This window comes from Niabella beijingensis, assembly GCF_020034665.1.
Lineage (GTDB): Bacteria > Bacteroidota > Bacteroidia > Chitinophagales > Chitinophagaceae > Niabella > Niabella beijingensis.
This window is the reverse complement of record NZ_JAIQDI010000002.1, coordinates 2,648,414-2,663,924: the sequence shown is the minus strand read 5'-3', so window position 1 is coordinate 2,663,924 and position 15,511 is coordinate 2,648,414. Positions and strand designations below refer to the sequence as shown.

Below are 15,511 nucleotides of genomic sequence, written 5' to 3'. Positions count from 1 at the left end.
AGCTGATGAAGATTAAAAAAAGGTTCTATCCCGGCGATGATGAATGTCATTGATCTGATTTCAAAAAACTAGCTGGTCCGGACGTTTCCTTAGATGAGCGGTGACGAAAGAGAGCTGAACAGGACGCTCCTGCTTTTTTGCCGTCATATAGAGGACTGTTCCAGGTACAAGATTCCGTTAACAGTATTTTCACGGATTTAACATTGGGGTAATTTGACAGACTGAACTTTGCGGTTCTATCTGTTAAACCAGCAAAAGTGAATAAGAACTCAGTTTCTGAAAAAGAAAAACGCAGGCGCCGTTGTCCATACTGTAAAACGGGCAGGCTTGACGAACGGGTACACCGGCCGAAATGGGTAAAGACGGTTCTGTTCTTCCTGCCATTGCGAAGGTACGTCTGCTATAAATGCAAACGAAAGTCTTATACACTGACGATATAACTGGCAGAACCAACAAATTATGTGCAATACAAAAAGATCCGGCCAGGCGGCTGCCTCCAGAACGCGGATATTGCGTTTCAGTTGAGTACGGTTAATGGAGCGCGGCAGGTCAAAGTGTTCTTACGCCTTTCGTCTTAATGCCTGCATCAGGTAATAATGCCATACCGGGGGGAAAACTACCTGTCGGGCATTTTGCCAGTATTCGAGGACGGGATTGATCGCCGCATCTTTTTGCAGGGAACTGATGCGTTCTGTTTCTGAAATTTTTTTGATCTGGGTCATCATGCTTTCTGTCTTTTTAAGATCCCCTTGTTCAGAATAAATTTTTGCAAAGGCTGTCAAAGTGGTGATCTTGCTGTCGAATAGTATATGTTTGGGTATAATCCCTATTCCGTCTTCTCCTTCTTCCAGCAGGTGCACTATTTTTTGAGGGTCCTGTTTTGAAAACTTTTCCGGGAACTCCGTCAGCACAAAATCAAAATAATCATTTCCCAATAACTGCAGCCCGGCCAGCAGGTTCTCTAAATGCCTAAGCAGTATTTTTTCGGATTGCATTACGTCAAATTTCCAAACGCCAAAACGGTTTAAGTGTTTGTTCCCGGTGATAAAATCATCAGGGAGCCAGTTATTGATATCATAATAGAAATGCCAGTCGGCAGGTGCAAGCGTCGGCCGCTTTTCCTGCCACTGTAAAATAAGACTGTGCTGGATGGCCTGTTTGCAAAAGAGCGCTCTTTCCGCTGCATCCAGATCAATCTGTATAAATATCCGGTGCCCCGGGCCTCCGTATTTCCGGTCTTCCAGATCCTTATACCAGCTCCATGTTTTTCCTTTTTCAATCTGTACGTAGTTCCAGTTGGCAGGCCCTAAACGGGCGTCGATCATTTTATGAATGAGCCCGATTTTTTCAGGTCTTTTCTCAAGCGCCTTTTTATCTTTTTCATATAATGCCTGCAGCTGGCCGGTGCTTTTTGAGAGTTCCAGCAGGTAGCGGACGATATAGGTCTCTTCTATTCCTGCTGCCAGATCCAATTGGTATTTTAGGCCCGGAAAACTCAGGTAATTATCCTGGTTGTGCCCTGTTTTCTGTTTGTTCAGCTGGTTGCGCAGGGCGATATTGCGGAGCCGGGTATAATCATCGTCCGTTAACAGGCGGTTAAAGGTGGCCGGGACGCCTTCCGTTTCCCCAAAATCTTTATTAAAGACCGCATTGGTGAAAAAATTATACCATTTTCCCAGCAGGGTCAGGTCCTGCTGTTCTTCTGCCTCAAGCATAATGGTGGTTGCCAGTTTTACAGCGGACATTTTTTGGGGCATCTGCCGGTCTGCTTCCGGCAAAAGCTGCAGGCTGCATAAACGTGCCCAGAGTACATCCCCGGCATCGCCATACAGCTGCACGTCCCCGTTTGTATTTACGGCATAGCCGATCGTGGTGTCGCCGTCATGTACCCATCCGCTTTCGCCGGCAGAAGGTAACTGCGCATCGGTTATGCCGAGCTGGGGATAATTTGCCAGTGGTATCTGATATACAAAACGATATTTAAGCAAAATACCGATTACCCGGAAATGCGTGTAACTGGTGTCGAAAAGTGCCATTAATTCATACAGGTTGTATAAAATATCGCGCCTGGTATTTAAATCATAGCCGGAAGCACGGTCAGTCAGATAAGTGGTGTCTTCGATCAGGTCTTCGATTTCATGCATAGACATAGGCTGGAGATTTATCAGGTTGATGAGGAGTGCATACAGGTACTGAAAGAAACAGGGGATAAAGATGTGGCAGAAACAACAGGATTCCTAATACAAAACGTCTATAAAATGTCTACAGCATATGAAAGTGTATTTTATAATGTCTACCTGTTGTTGCATCACCGGTAACTGTTGTTTCTCCCGGGGCATCCGATCGGCCGGGAGATAGCCGGGCATTTATAGCTATTCATCCTATTTGCTTTTGGGGAAGCCTGACCAGACTTAGTTTTTATTTCGCTCGGACCACTCATATTTGCCGGAATCCGACTTGTTTTTTTCCGCCAAAACAGACAGCATGCGGTTGATCTGTTCTTTTTTGATCCATCTTCCGTCGAAAAATGCACCGGAAATACTTCTGGTATTCCTTATATCAATCATAGGGTTGGCATCCAGCAACACCAGGTCGGCAAATTTTCCTTCCTCAATGGTTCCGGTTTTATCGCTTATCTGGAGCCAGGCTGCGGGAAGTCGCGTGGCAGCTGCTAAAGCCTCCGCGGGCGTTAGCCCTGCCTTTACCAGCAATTCCAGTTCGTCGTGTAACGAATAACCCCATACAACACCTGAAGTTCCGGCATCTGTTCCGGCTACAATAGGAACTTGCGCCTCTTTGAACGCTTTTACCAGCCGGATATGAAATGCGTTTAGTTTTTCAAAGTAGGCAACACGGTCGGCGCTGGTATTGCGATTGTATTGATTGGATGTTAACCATTTGCTTTGTACGAGCGGATGGACATAGGAGAGGTATTTTAAACTGCGGATGCTATCCAGCGTACGGGCCTGTTGGGCAATCCGTACCATAGTGATCAGCGTGGGGGAAAGCCAGGTTCCGTTTTTTTGGGCCAACCGGGCAAATCGCCGGGCATCCCGGTCGCTGAAATCATCCGTTTGCTTGGCATATTCCTCTGCGTGCGCAACGAGGTCAAAGTTGGGTACAAAGGCCTCTTCCAGTCTGCCCTTGAAGGCATTTGGAATATGGCCTACCACTTTCATCGATTGTTTCTTTGCTTCGTCAACGATGGCACGGTATGTTTCGATATCAAGACTCGAATAGACCTTTATAAATTCGTATCCCATTCCTTTGGCCACCCGTACAATCTGACGGCCATCAGCGGGTGTGTTGGCAATCATGCCGGAACCGTTTCCTCCGTCTATTAATGCCGCAAGGGCAATGCGCGGTCCGATCACTGCACCGCTTCTTATTTCATTTCTTTGTCCGAAATGTTCCGCCCGGCCACTTAACTCGAATGCAGTGGTGACGCCGTTTGCGACGTACAGTAGCATAAAATCCTGATCGTTCATGAAGAAAGAGGCGCCTTTTGTTGGATAATTCGTGCCAAAATTAATAGCTGCCAGGTTATGGACATGCATGTCGATAAGCCCGGGAATCAGCCATTTCCCTTTGCCGTCTATCATTTCAGCTGAATCAGGGATTGCTCCGTTGATGGCCGCTATTTTATTGCCCTTAACCAAAACAGTGGCATGTTCGATGATTTTGTTTTCAGGGGTCATAGGAATGACGGTGACATCCCGGATCGCAAACAGCCCTTGGACCGGGACTTTATCTGTGTTTGTCGCGCTGTTTGATCTTGAAGTAGTGCTGCAACCCTGGACGATCAGCGCCAGGCCCAGGAGGAAGCGTATGTAATAATTCCTGATCCGGATTTCTTTCATGTGTTTCTGCGTTTAGTGGGCAGGCTATGCAATATAACAGGTCAAATTAAAGATTTATTTGTGGGCATAGCAAATAATATGATAGCCCTGCCGTCCGGGATGAGGCAATTCTCCGGAACTGTCATAATACGTGGAAAACCGGACCTGGAAAAAGAAAAAAGCCAAGGTAGAAACCCCGGCAGTTAGATTGTATTTAAACCTGTTGATACAGAGTCCGCAATTTACAAAATATATAAGAGGCCTGTTGTAACGAATTTTAGTGACAAATATTCCGTATATTGTTGTACCTAAAATAATTGTATGTCCCGCCCAAATCCTGGAAACGGGTTTATAATCCTGCTGCTGTTGCTCGCCCTTATTGCAGTTTCCCTGATGTTACTGATATATTTCAGAGTTTAAGGGCTGAATTCGACACGAAAAAATGTAGCATTAGCGGGGGCCGGTAAAATGTACCGGAGCCGCCGGGGATAACACCCTGATTGCAACCTGGTTTAATAAATTCCCGGGTGGGGTGTTGAAACCTGTCAGGGCGCCTGATATTTCTGCGGGTTGGGTGCGTTTGCGACCCCGCATTCAACACCTGCCAAATCTGTAATTTTGGTTAACAAATAAAACTAGAATTATGACAGTAGAACAAGTCGCTTACCGTTTGGCCGAATACTGCCGTAAAGAAGAATTTAGTCAGGCCCAAAAAGAATTGTATGCCGCAGCTGCGGTTAGCATTGAGCCTTTCGAGGTTCCCGGTTTTGACAAAGAAACGGTAGGACTGGCCGCCCTGAAGGAAAAGGACCGGAAATTTAATGCCATGGTGGAGTCCCGGCATGGCAGCACCGTTTCTGAGCCGTTAATTGCGGGTAATGCCTTTTGTTTTGTGCTTACTATGGATCTTAAAATGAAAGGTAAAGACCGGGAAAAGATGTCGGAGCTATGTGTGTATACGGTAAAGGAGGGTAAGATTATTTCCGAGCAATTCTTTATGTAAACCAGCCGCCCCCAAAGAAATACTTAAGCCGGACCTGGGCACTGCTCCTTTAAGGGCAGCACCCGGTGGCGCCTATATTTGTAAAAGCCGGGTATCCTGGTGGTCCCGATTGGTTCGAGGATGGATTGCCTGAGCTTTCCAGGCAAGTAAATTGAGCCGCCCGGGCAAACTGCCGCTGCAATGAACACAGATCTTTGCAGGGTTAAAAAATCATGACAATGACAACAATCACAAAAATTGCATTAGGTAAGAACGGACCGCAGGTGTCTAAACTCGGATTAGGCTGCATGCGCATGTCATCCGTTTGGGGCGGACCGGTAAATGATGAAAAGGAAAGTATCGCTACCATCCGGGCAGCGCTGGACAGCGGAATTAATTTTCTTAATACGGGTGACTTTTATGGTAGCGGGCATAATGAACTGCTGGTGGGGAAAGCGATCAAAGGAAGAAGAGACGATGCTTTCATCAGCGTGAAGTTTGGCGCGATCTTCTATGGCGGCCAGATGCTCGGATTGGACCTGCGTCCCGTGGCGATTAAGAATTTTATTAATTATTCCCTGGTCCGGTTGGGCGTGGATGTTATAGATCTTTACCAGCCGTGCCGGCTTGATGGCAGTGTGCCCGATGAAGAGGTGATCGGTACCGTGGCCGACCTGATCCGGGAAGGGAAAGTGCGCCATCTCGGTGTTTCGGAGATAACGGCGGATCAGCTGCGCCGGGCAAATAGCATTTATCCTGTTTCCGCGCTGGAAATTGGATACTCCCTGGCCGATCGCCAGATAGAGGCAGAACTGCTTCCCGTGGCCAGAGAACTGGGGATCGGGGTGGTGGCATTTGCGAATACTGCGGAGGGATTGCTTACGGGGGAGATGAAAGCACCGCTTCCGGCAAACGCCTATCACAATCATTTTTCGCGTTTTCAGGGAGCGAACCTGGTAAAGAACCTGGAGAAAGTGGAAGTGCTGAAGGAGTTGGCCGGAAGGAAGGGGTATACGCCCGTGCAACTGGCGATCGCCTGGGTGAATGCGCAGGGAGCTCATATCATGCCGCTGGTTAGTATGAGTAAAAGATCAAGGCTGCCCGAAAATATCCAGGCAATGGAAATCCTGTTCACCCCGGAAGAGATGAGCCTGCTGAACACCTGTTTTGCACCGGGTGCCATACTGGGAAGCACCTATCTGCAGCGGTCGTAAAACAGGAGAAAAGCCCTGCAGTTTTATATCTTTACATAATGGCGAATCCTGCTGAAGTTATCCCCGGGGACATCTTTTTTTCTTACAGCTCTTCTGTGCGAAAGGAGAAAGGTGCATTTATGGAACACAGTACACTGGTAATGCAGGTCTCCGGTACTTTTACACTGGAGACGGCCAGTCAGAAGCTATCAATGGGCCCCGGTGAAATGCTGCTGATACACAAGAACCAGTTAGGGCAGATTACAAAGACACCCCTGGATGGAGGAAACTATCAGACCATTGTTATCCGGCTTCAGGAAGCGATGCTGCGGCAGATCGCCCTTGAGGAACAGATCGAAACGGGGCAAAAGTATATGGGGCCCTCCAACATTCTTATTCCCGGAGATGATTTTCTGCGTAGTTTCTTTCAATCCATGGTCTCGTATGTTCATCATCCGGAGGCGCAGATCACCCAGGCAGTAAGTGCACTGAAAATAAAAGAAGCCGTATATCTCCTGCTGAATATTATGCCCGGGCTCACCAGCTTCCTGTTCGATTTTACGGATCCTTATAAGATCGATCTGGAAAGGTTCATGCTTAACAATTTTCATTACAATGTTCCCATTGAAAAATTTGCACGGCTTACGGGCAGGAGTCTTGCGGGCTTTAAGCGCGACTTCCAGAAGATATTCACGATGGCACCGCGCCAATGGTTACTGGAAAGACGCCTTGCAGAAGCACAGCACCTGATCGAAAAAAAGAATAAAAAACCATCCGCCATCTACCTCGACCTGGGTTTCGAAAGCCTTTCGCATTTCTCTCATTCATTTAAGAAGCGGTTTGGAAGAGCTCCTACAGAGCGGGTGGGATAAGGGGATGCTGGTGTTGGATTGGTAAAAGGATAAGATTATCGCTTTTTAATCGTCCAGGTGTTTCTCAATATCCATTTGCTGGTGAAGGATCCGGATTATTTCAATGCGTTTTTCTCCTGTATTTATTTTGTAGAAAATGAAATGCGATTTTACACGGGTTCTTAGATAGTCTTCCCGTAAAGCGCTGTAGTCTTTTCCTGAATATGGGTTTTCCGCAATGTATTCAATTTCGTCAAGTAATAAATTATAGTATCGGTCGGCTTGTTCTACAGGCCATGTTTCGAAAGCGTAAAGCCAGATATTTTCAAGGTCTTTGGAAGCCTCGTTACTGATTTTATAGTTCATTACTTGCCGGCATGCTTTTGATGCAAATTGTTCAGGAAGATTTTTCGGTTAAACCCTTTTACAAAACCAGATCTTTCTCCTTTTTTCAATTCTTTTACCAGTTCATTTTTTTTAGTTTCCTCATGCTCGAACAATCTTAGTGCAGCCCGCACCACTTCGCTTACCGAAGAAAATTTCCCGGTTTGAATTTGTTGATTTATAAAGTTGTCGAAGTAATCTCCTAGTAAGATAGAGGTATTCTTTGCCATAATTTCATATTTTACTTCAAAGATGCCAATTCCTGGTACTTTAGCAAAATAGCCAATCTGGGGATCAGGGCAAACACATCTGATTTCAGCATCGATTGACTCCGGCGGAACGTTGTGTTTATAACAAATGTGTCATTTTGACCAACCGGGCTCCGAAGAGGCCTCGTGAATGCCGCTGTATTCCGGAACGGGAAACGGCTGGGAGCGATCAATACCCGCAGCGTTGCGATCATCCGGCAATGAATGCTCCTTCTTCCCGGATATTTTAAATAAGGTCCCAGGAGTGTAAACCGGAACAGGAGCGTGGTTTGCGAATATCCGGATAATGCATTGTTGTGGGTTACAACGCTTCTTCTACACATGCTGACTGCCGTATTGCCGAAGAAGTAGTGCCATATCTTTTCTTAAACGCTGTGTAAAAATGGGAGAGGTTCCGGAACCCCAGGTCCAGATAAATGGCTGCGGCCTTATGTCCTTTTTGGCTTATGAGGTGATAGGCCTCGGCCAGCCGGCGCTCTATGAGCCAGTCCTTTGGCAGGCGGTGGTATCTTTCGGAAAAGATCTTTTTAAATGCTGCGGGGCGATAACCGGCAGCCCTGGCAAAAGTGCTGATTGGCATGTTGAACATAAAATGCTGATTCATGAATGCGGACACATCCGTGCGGGGTGGGGCGGAAAAATCGAATAAAAGATATTTAAGATCGGGGTCGTCTTCTAAAAGCAGGCGGACGATTTCCCGGATTTGGACCGGTTGGACGGTACTGTGTTTATCGCCACGGTGATTTGAAGCCAGCGCGATCAGGTTTTCTTTAAGACGGGCGCCGGCTTGAAAAAACAGGTTCTGCTCCGGCGTGTAACGACCGTTGATAATAACACTGTTTTCAAAAGCCAGCTGCTGCAACATTTCCTTGTTTAAAACGAACGACAGGAATTGGCAGGGGCACTTTTCGGGGAGATATGGAGTGATCCTGATGATCTGGTTCCTCCTGATCAAAACAGCGGTGTTCGCCGTAATTGTGGCATGACCCAGGGAATGCAATATATGGGTTGTGCCTGATACCTGAAACCCCAGGAGGTGCTGATCAATAAATAGTTCGCGTCCCGGATATTTTTTGTTGTTATAGGAAAATCCCGGCCTGCCAGTTAGTTGTGTTGCTGTCTGCATTTTGGTTGTCGGTTAAAATGTTAACTCGTGGTCGTTGCTGCGGCCCCTCCCTGTTGCTGCTCAGCCAGGATCTTTCGGACCTCTTATCGCCTTTTTTCTTCCGGAGTGAGCTGCGGTGGCTGAAAAAGCGAATCCGCAATATATTTTAATTGTTCCTGATTGTTATGCGATCATCGTGCGGTATCTTTCTGTTATGTTGCCCGGCTTTATGTTTTGATTGCTATACAAGCGGGTAAATCCGCCGTTCTCCCGTCAAAGGTAACATATCTGTTGTAATCCGCATGTTTGAATAGTAAAAATGGGAAATTCTTTTTAAATCAAAACCCCGCATCCGGGCAGGTCTTTTCGGGAATGGATGAGTCGTGAACGGCCCTGGTATTGGCGCGAATACCCCGGGCAGGCAGAAGCATCGGTTTTAACTTTGTATGATCAGTAAATCAATAGTAAATAACTATGAAACAAATTCACAATACGATCACCGGGCTGGAACTGGCTCAGATCGGCTGGGTGGTCCCGGATATTCATGCGGCCATAGCGTTCCTTTCCGGTACGCTGGGTATTGCCGGTTTTCCCGAACCCGAACAAATCTGTGCGCAGGACCTGAACATGACCTATTACGGCAGGGTTGTGGCAGGTGAATGGCTGACCACGCAAACCTATAACGGAGGCTCTTTTATCGAACTCGTTCAGCCGCTTTCCGGTCAGAGCATGTTTCAGGATTACCTCAACCGCCATCCGGAAGGCGGTACGCAGCATCTTGCTTTCCGGGCAAAGGTGAATCGTTTTGAACAGATCACCGGTACATTACGTGATCAGGGATATGCGGTTATCAGCGAAGTGGATCATCCGATAGCACGGATGGCTTTTTTCGATACCTATCGGACATTGGGTGTTGTTACCGAGATCATGGGTATTACACCGGAAGGGTGGACCGCCATTCAACAGATGCAGCAGGCCGGACGGACACCCGGCTATTGATCTTTTACAATGTATTGACAATACCTCCAGGTGCTGTTAATCGAATTGAATGAACATCCGGTCAAAATTCAGCGTCAGTCTTTGAAAACGGGTAATAAGATCCTGGCCCAAATTGCCATATACCTGCTCCGAATTGATAGACTCTTTCAATACGCGCAGTTTGCTGATGGTGACTTTCTTGCCCAGGATATCAAAACTGCCTTCAATTTCAGCACCCTTGTAAGTCTTGCTGCCTCCCGCACCAGCGAAACTGACAGGAATGGTTTTATAGGTTGTGTCAATCAACCGCCGGTTCTTCTGATAATAGGGATAGTAAAGCATGGATTGCTCTGCACCTGTGTCGAAGCTGAAGTGCATACCGTCAATTGTGATCATCGGGGTGAGGCCGTCAATGGCCATATTGGAGGGATAGCTGATACCTGTTTCTTCTTCCGGAACAATAAAATAACCGTCCTTTGTAAGCTGTACTTCCCTGAAGGACTCGATCACCGGGAAGCCCAGGATCCCGTTGATCTGGTAATCTATCTGAGGGAACGCCAGCGCAGAATCCGGAAATACAAGAAAGACCGCATTTTCGACGATCACATTGCCGATGGTCATTTTTTTGCATACAGCGAGAGCGGCTTTGATCTTCGCGCCGGTAATGGCATCCACATCGATCGATGCGGGTATGATGTTCATCCCCAAACGGCGGGCGGTTGATTCCGTAACGGTAGACATATTTGCACCGGTATCAAAAATAAAAGCGAGGGAATCGGTTCCCATTCCGATCGTCAGATTGTTCAGGCCTGCTTTGTCTTTTTTCATTTTTAAATGAGTGGTTTTCTGAATGACGGTTTTCTGTCGCGGCTGTTGCTCCAGTGCCGTCCAGATCCTCAGGTTGTTCTGCAGGTCATCCTTTTCTTCTGCTGAAAGCAGGCTGCTGTAGTGGTGGAGAAGGGTTTCCAGCGCCGTCTTCGCTTTGCTGTAATTATATTGTTTCATGGCATTGTCCTCATGTACCCGGTACAGTTTCAGCATCAGGAAGTCCGGTAAGCGGTTTCCTGCAGCGATCAGCGGTGCTATCTTATTTTCCGACAGTCCGGGTTTATTAAAGGCATTATACAGCACTGCTGCTGTAAAGTTGCGGTAGTCTTCAGGGATGCGCTCTTTGTTGGTTTCAAACAGGGTGCGGGCATTAAAAAAATCTTTCTGCTGTATCAGGCGGTAGGTTTCATTAAACAGGGACAACTGTTCCTGGGCGGAGCTGATCTGTAAAGCGGCCATGATGAGGAACACCAGGGTCGCTTTTGTTTTTTTGAAATGGCGGGCTGTTTTCATATTTGTTTGAATTGCTGTTTTGCCCTTAAAAATACAGAGAATGATCCTTCCATGCAGTCAATCCCGGTTGTTTAACAAATACTGAAAACGGATTGGTACAGCGTCAGGCTACCCGGATCAATAGATGATCCCGGGTAAAAGGAATATAGCGATGAAGCAAAACAGGCATACACTGATAACCGTTCCGGATCCGTGGAATGGCCGACCGGAACAGTGCGTGTTTATGCGCGCCTGCGCAGCAGCTCATCAACGCTGTATCGGTAGCGGCCGGTGCCGCTGAGCAGGAAGGCCGCGGCTGCGCCGGTCCATACAGAATAATCCAGGCTGGGTTTGATGCCAAAACTATAGGTCATGGCCAGTGCAAAGCAAAGCAGCAGGGTGCCGGTTGCTGCTGCCGTAAACCTGGTTTTATACCCCGCCAGTAGCAGAAGGGCCAGCAGCAGTTCCAGGCTTGTTGCAATAACGGCCAGTAATTGATTTAACTGCGGCCCGGCATAGGAATTTACGGAGTGATTATAGACCAGGAAGTTGGCCCAGTTACCCCATGCCACATGGGCATCTCCCGGCTTTCCCCAGATGCCCCATCTGTCTGCCACAGCCGACAGAAACGAAGCGGAAAGGGCCACCCTTAAAAACAGCTGGGCCATAGTTGTCATTTTTGCATTCATAGATGATTCTTTTGAGCAGGATAAAATTAACCAAGGTAAATGATATACAGGTTAAACTGGTTTAAGAAACAAGGGGAAGCTATATTTTTTTAATTAAGTGACAACAGAGAAACGTGAAAAAAGAATCTTATTGGGGGCGGGTACACTGGCCGGAAACAGGTCTGAAAAAGCATCGTTTTCTTCTGCTGTTTCTCCTTCAGAATTTATGATCCGGTTCGCCAGCAGGAAGAGTTGTTCCCTGTTCAGCTGCTCCATGTTATTTGTTTAATTAACGGGCTGATCTGTATCCGATGGAGGCAGATGGTCAGCCCATAATTGTTTAATGATTTCTTCAGTGGTATACTCAAACCAGCGGCCGTCCCGGTCCTTATTTCGCTGAAACAACTGCCGGCGATAGCTGTTGAAGTTCAGCTTCAGCAAGACATGATAATATTCATCGAGGTAAAGGGAGAACAGGGAGGAGAAATTTGTTTGCTCCTGCCGGTATGCGGCCGGATCCTTTAAACGGGTGACGATCTCTGTTAACTCCGCCTTTGTGATATCCCTTGCCGGCAGCGGATCCGGCAGGCTGATCCGGAACGCCAGTACTTCTGCACCCTCCTCTTCCCACCATTCGCCCAGGTTGTATAGCGACAGGTCTTTGCCTGTAAGCTGGTGAAGTGCATCTTCCAGCTGCCTGTACGCATGCAGCTCCTCATCGCCGTGCTCGTCACACCAGCTGGTATATTTTAAAAGCGCCTCCAATACCACGGGATAATGCGCTTCCGCGGTTTTTAGATCGGGCTCCAGACCGGTTCTTAATTTTGTTGCCATTGTATTTTCTGAATGTAGTACTAATTACGGCAAAAAAAAGCTTACTGCAAAGAGAACCGGAAACCAGGGTTGTATTTTGTGTGGCACTTTTTCAACAGGGGGAAGCGATGTCCGCACCAGGAAGGATGCCTGGGTCTTTTCATAGTAAATACCGGCGGACTTCTTTTTTTTCGCAAGCCGGAATGCGGGCCTGTATTGTGTTTCAGCCGGCCCTGCAAAAGATGAAGTATTTGAATTGAAAATAACACCGAATCCCTACCTTTGCCGCAGGTGCAAAAAATTATTGCTGTAATATTATTTCTCGCCTTTGTCGGGCAATCTTTTAGCCAGGGGATCTTCTATCTGGATTACCTGGTGCAGAAGAAAGCATACATGGAACGCTGTGTGAACAAGGCGCGTCCGAAAATGCATTGTGACGGGAAATGCCAGCTGATGAAAAAGATCGAAGAGCAGGAAAAAAAGGAAAGAGGGCAGGCCCCGGAACTGAAACTGGCTGCCAAAGCGGAAGTATTGTCTTCCCGGAATGCTTTCCTGTTATCGCTGGAAGTGCTGCCGCAGAAAGAGAACCGGCAATTCTTTGCCGCAGACAGCAATGTTCCTGTTAACTATGCCTCAGCCATATTCCACCCTCCGTCCACGATCTGCTAACGATCGCCATTTCTGTTTTTTATTGGAAAGGTTATAACTGCAAGCTGTTGTATGCTTATGTATGCAGGGCCTTCGTATGAACCTTTCAACATCTTATTGATTTAAAGTCAGCCATGAAACATGTTCTTATACTGTTTCCTGGTATCCTGATGGCATGCACGGTTTTTGCCCAGTCGCGCAGGGGCATGGTGTATGATGCGGATACCCGGGAACCCTTATCCGGTGTTACGATCCGGACAACGACAGATACATTACAATCAGCACCGGACGGATCCTTCCTTATTGCAACCGGTGCACATGCTATTGACGCCAGCATTACAGGGTACATGACACAGCGGTTTAGTGACGGCAGCCTGAATGCCGGGCTAAAAAAGAATACGGGTTTAATGCAGGAGGTGGTCGTCAGTGCAGACCGTACCCTGCAGAAAAGGACCGAGGCCCCGGTTGCCATTGCTACCATTAATAAGCAGACCATCGAGGATACGCGGGCGCAGCGCCTGGATCAGCTGCTCAATAAGGTTAGCGGCGTGTTTATGGTGAGCCTGGGCAATGAGCAGCACGAGATGAGCATCCGCCAGCCCATGACCACCAAAAGCCTCTTTCTTTATATGGAAGACGGTATCCCCATCCGCACCACAGGAGTTTATAATCATAATGCCCTGCTGGAAATGAACCTGCCGGCAGCACGATCCATCGAAGTGATCAAAGGCCCTTCGTCTGCATTATACGGCTCGGAAGCTATAGGTGGCGCGGTGAATATCATTACGCAGAGCGCACCGGCCTTTGCAAGCGGACAGGCAAGTCTGCAGCTGAACGACCGGGGATACAAACGTGCAGACCTTCAGGCGGGAAGTACTTTTGGTAAATGGGGAGTACTGCTCAGCGGGTATTATGCTGATAAACACAACGGACCGATCGAATACAGCGATTTCAGCAAAAAAGCAATAACGCTGCGGAGTGATTTCCGGCCCGATGATAAAACGACCTGGACAAATACGCTGGCCCTGGTGGATTACTACAGTGATATGTCCGGATCGATCGACAGCATCAAATTTGCAAAAAGGGATTATACATCACTGCAGACCTTTACCTACCGGAAAGTATATGCACTGCGTTATAAGTCCATGCTCCGTCATGAATGGAACAGCAACAGCAATACGGATCTGGCCTTGTTGTACCGTGATAATACCGTCGGACAGAACCCTTCTTATTCCATTGCGAGCACCGCAGATCCGGCACGTTTCAGGGGGCAGATCAATGAGAACGCCTTTAAAACCTATGCACTGTTTGCAACGCATATCCAAAAGGTGAACTGGCTTCAAAGCAAGATCGTCGCAGGCGCCAGTGTAGACTACAGTCCGCAGCAATATGATGCCCGGTTTATTTCGGTGCATAAAGACCTGAACAGCGGAAAATTTACCAGCTATGCTGCGCCCGCTGTGGATTCCTTTCTCAGTAATTATAAGACGGGTATCATCAACCTGGCCAGTTACCTGAACTATGAGCTGGTACCGATTCGTAGTCTGAAACTGGTGCTGGCCCTGCGTTACGACGCCTTCCAGTATTATTTCATCAATAACCTCCCGGGGGCTTCAAGCGTAAGCACCGCATCTACTATAAGCCGCTTCGGACGATTCACTCCCAAGCTGGGACTTACCTATAACTTCAGGTATCTGGGGCTGTACGCCAACTACAGCCAGGGGTATGTGCCGCCACAGCTTACCGAGCTCTACAGCAGTGTAAAAGAAGCGCCGTATCTGTTGCCGCAGACATTCTTCAATTACGAGATCGGCGGATGGGCCGCCTTGCTGAAACAGAAACTGTATCTCGACTGGAGCCTCTACCGGCTGAAGGGAACAAATGAGATCATTTCTGTAAAACAACCGGATAATTCTTATAGCAATCAGAATGCGGGGGCCACCAAACATACCGGCATTGAATACGGCATCACTTATAAGCCGGTTGAAGACCTGTCCATCCGCTTCAGCGGCACCAATGCAAAACATGTGTTTGTCAGCAATACCGTTCGGGGTGTGGATTACAGCGGAAAGGAGATGAGCGGAGCGCCACGTTTTACAGCAAATGCGGAAGTTATATACAAACCCTTCTTTTTAAAAGGTTTTCGGATCAGCGCCGAATGGCAGCACCAGGGCCGGTATTTTATGGACGATCTGGACCTGTATACTTATAAAGGGTTTGATGTGCTGAATTTCAGGGCGGGTTACCGGCTGAAGGCGTTTGAACTATGGGTGAATGCCCTCAATGCAACGAATGTTTATTATTCTGTATTCGCGTCAAAGAATGCGACAACAAATGGGAATGCTGCCTATTCCTACAGTCTGGGTGATCCGCGGGAAATTACCATCGGGATCGCGTATCGTTTTGGTAAATAAAAGACCGGCCGGTTGGATACCGATCCCGCCGGCCCCAATCCTGTAAA

At 47.6% G+C, this 15,511-nt stretch carries 15 protein-coding genes; 6 read left to right on the top strand and 9 right to left on the bottom strand.

The window, feature by feature from the left end:
- Positions 1-560: 560 nt before the first annotated feature.
- A complete protein-coding gene (locus K7B07_RS27145) occupies positions 561-2,150 on the bottom strand; it encodes a hypothetical protein (protein WP_223713764.1) in 1,590 nt (529 codons plus the stop codon).
- A 261-nt stretch (positions 2,151-2,411) separates the two neighbouring features.
- A complete protein-coding gene (locus K7B07_RS27140) occupies positions 2,412-3,860 on the bottom strand; it encodes an amidohydrolase family protein (RefSeq protein WP_223713762.1) in 1,449 nt (482 codons plus the stop codon).
- 622 nt (positions 3,861-4,482) lie between these two features.
- Here K7B07_RS27140 and K7B07_RS27135 point away from each other — a divergent pair.
- The 3 genes from K7B07_RS27135 (at position 4,483) to K7B07_RS27125 (ending at position 6,886) form a co-directional block, all read left to right on the top strand.
- Entirely contained in the window at positions 4,483-4,842 is a 360-nt protein-coding gene (locus K7B07_RS27135) for a SnoaL-like domain-containing protein (protein WP_223713760.1), read from the top strand.
- 218 nt (positions 4,843-5,060) lie between these two features.
- Positions 5,061-6,035 carry an aldo/keto reductase gene (locus K7B07_RS27130; protein ID WP_223713759.1) on the top strand — a complete coding sequence of 325 codons (975 nt, stop codon included), beginning with the start codon at positions 5,061-5,063 and terminating at the stop codon, positions 6,033-6,035.
- A 119-nt stretch (positions 6,036-6,154) separates the two neighbouring features.
- Positions 6,155-6,886 carry a helix-turn-helix domain-containing protein gene (locus K7B07_RS27125; protein ID WP_223713757.1) on the top strand — a complete coding sequence of 244 codons (732 nt, stop codon included), beginning with the start codon at positions 6,155-6,157 and terminating at the stop codon, positions 6,884-6,886.
- Between the two features lie 45 nt (positions 6,887-6,931).
- Here K7B07_RS27125 and K7B07_RS27120 read toward each other — a convergent pair whose 3' ends face one another.
- From K7B07_RS27120 to K7B07_RS27110, 3 genes are all read right to left on the bottom strand, one after another.
- Positions 6,932-7,231: a type II toxin-antitoxin system RelE/ParE family toxin gene (locus tag K7B07_RS27120; RefSeq protein ID WP_223713755.1), complete on the bottom strand. Its 300-nt coding sequence runs from the start codon at positions 7,229-7,231 to the stop codon at positions 6,932-6,934.
- Positions 7,231-7,479: a type II toxin-antitoxin system ParD family antitoxin gene (locus K7B07_RS27115; protein WP_223713753.1), complete on the bottom strand. Its 249-nt coding sequence runs from the start codon at positions 7,477-7,479 to the stop codon at positions 7,231-7,233. The genes K7B07_RS27120 and K7B07_RS27115 overlap by 1 nt, the downstream gene beginning before the upstream one ends.
- 340 nt (positions 7,480-7,819) lie before the next feature.
- Positions 7,820-8,644, bottom strand: coding sequence for a helix-turn-helix domain-containing protein (locus tag K7B07_RS27110; protein ID WP_223713752.1), 825 nt, complete (start codon positions 8,642-8,644; stop codon positions 7,820-7,822).
- A 453-nt stretch (positions 8,645-9,097) separates the two neighbouring features.
- Between K7B07_RS27110 and K7B07_RS27105 the strand changes: the two genes are divergently transcribed.
- On the top strand, positions 9,098-9,622 hold the full coding sequence (locus K7B07_RS27105; protein WP_223713745.1) for a VOC family protein: 525 nt from the start codon (positions 9,098-9,100) through the stop codon (positions 9,620-9,622).
- A gap of 36 nt (positions 9,623-9,658) precedes the next feature.
- On the opposite strand, the gene K7B07_RS27100 is transcribed toward K7B07_RS27105, so the two are convergent.
- From K7B07_RS27100 to K7B07_RS27085, 4 genes are all read right to left on the bottom strand, one after another.
- Entirely contained in the window at positions 9,659-10,942 is a 1,284-nt protein-coding gene (locus K7B07_RS27100) for a retropepsin-like aspartic protease (protein WP_223713744.1), read from the bottom strand.
- 221 nt (positions 10,943-11,163) lie between these two features.
- Complete coding sequence (locus K7B07_RS27095; protein WP_223713742.1) at positions 11,164-11,610, bottom strand: DoxX family membrane protein; 447 nt, start codon at positions 11,608-11,610, stop codon at positions 11,164-11,166.
- A 93-nt stretch (positions 11,611-11,703) separates the two neighbouring features.
- A complete protein-coding gene (locus tag K7B07_RS27090; protein WP_223713740.1) occupies positions 11,704-11,865 on the bottom strand; it encodes a hypothetical protein in 162 nt (53 codons plus the stop codon).
- Positions 11,866-11,874: 9 nt separating this feature from the next.
- On the bottom strand, positions 11,875-12,423 hold the full coding sequence (locus tag K7B07_RS27085; RefSeq protein WP_223713739.1) for a hypothetical protein: 549 nt from the start codon (positions 12,421-12,423) through the stop codon (positions 11,875-11,877).
- A 270-nt stretch (positions 12,424-12,693) separates the two neighbouring features.
- On the opposite strand from K7B07_RS27085, the gene K7B07_RS27080 reads away from it, so the two are divergent.
- Positions 12,694-13,071, top strand: a complete 378-nt coding sequence (locus tag K7B07_RS27080; RefSeq protein ID WP_223713737.1) for a hypothetical protein — start codon at positions 12,694-12,696, stop codon at positions 13,069-13,071.
- A 113-nt stretch (positions 13,072-13,184) separates the two neighbouring features.
- Positions 13,185-15,464: a TonB-dependent receptor gene (locus K7B07_RS27075; protein WP_223713736.1), complete on the top strand. Its 2,280-nt coding sequence runs from the start codon at positions 13,185-13,187 to the stop codon at positions 15,462-15,464.
- The last annotated feature ends 47 nt before the right edge of the window (positions 15,465-15,511 follow it).

What these genes read in the sequence shown, in the direction of transcription:
- K7B07_RS27145 (WP_223713764.1), bottom strand. Translation starts at nt 2,150, where the DNA reads ATGTCTATGCATGAAATCGAAGACCTGATCGAAGACACCACTTATCTG.
- K7B07_RS27125 (WP_223713757.1), top strand. Translation starts at nt 6,155, where the DNA reads ATGGAACACAGTACACTGGTAATGCAGGTCTCCGGTACTTTTACACTG.
- K7B07_RS27100 (WP_223713744.1), bottom strand. Translation starts at nt 10,942, where the DNA reads ATGAAAACAGCCCGCCATTTCAAAAAAACAAAAGCGACCCTGGTGTTC.
- K7B07_RS27115 (WP_223713753.1), bottom strand. Translation starts at nt 7,479, where the DNA reads ATGGCAAAGAATACCTCTATCTTACTAGGAGATTACTTCGACAACTTT.
- K7B07_RS27075 (WP_223713736.1), top strand. Translation starts at nt 13,185, where the DNA reads ATGAAACATGTTCTTATACTGTTTCCTGGTATCCTGATGGCATGCACG.
- K7B07_RS27120 (WP_223713755.1), bottom strand. Translation starts at nt 7,231, where the DNA reads ATGAACTATAAAATCAGTAACGAGGCTTCCAAAGACCTTGAAAATATC.
- K7B07_RS27105 (WP_223713745.1), top strand. Translation starts at nt 9,098, where the DNA reads ATGAAACAAATTCACAATACGATCACCGGGCTGGAACTGGCTCAGATC.
- K7B07_RS27110 (WP_223713752.1), bottom strand. Translation starts at nt 8,644, where the DNA reads ATGCAGACAGCAACACAACTAACTGGCAGGCCGGGATTTTCCTATAAC.
- K7B07_RS27135 (WP_223713760.1), top strand. Translation starts at nt 4,483, where the DNA reads ATGACAGTAGAACAAGTCGCTTACCGTTTGGCCGAATACTGCCGTAAA.
- K7B07_RS27140 (WP_223713762.1), bottom strand. Translation starts at nt 3,860, where the DNA reads ATGAAAGAAATCCGGATCAGGAATTATTACATACGCTTCCTCCTGGGC.
- K7B07_RS27095 (WP_223713742.1), bottom strand. Translation starts at nt 11,610, where the DNA reads ATGAATGCAAAAATGACAACTATGGCCCAGCTGTTTTTAAGGGTGGCC.
- K7B07_RS27130 (WP_223713759.1), top strand. Translation starts at nt 5,061, where the DNA reads ATGACAACAATCACAAAAATTGCATTAGGTAAGAACGGACCGCAGGTG.
- K7B07_RS27085 (WP_223713739.1), bottom strand. Translation starts at nt 12,423, where the DNA reads ATGGCAACAAAATTAAGAACCGGTCTGGAGCCCGATCTAAAAACCGCG.
- K7B07_RS27090 (WP_223713740.1), bottom strand. Translation starts at nt 11,865, where the DNA reads ATGGAGCAGCTGAACAGGGAACAACTCTTCCTGCTGGCGAACCGGATC.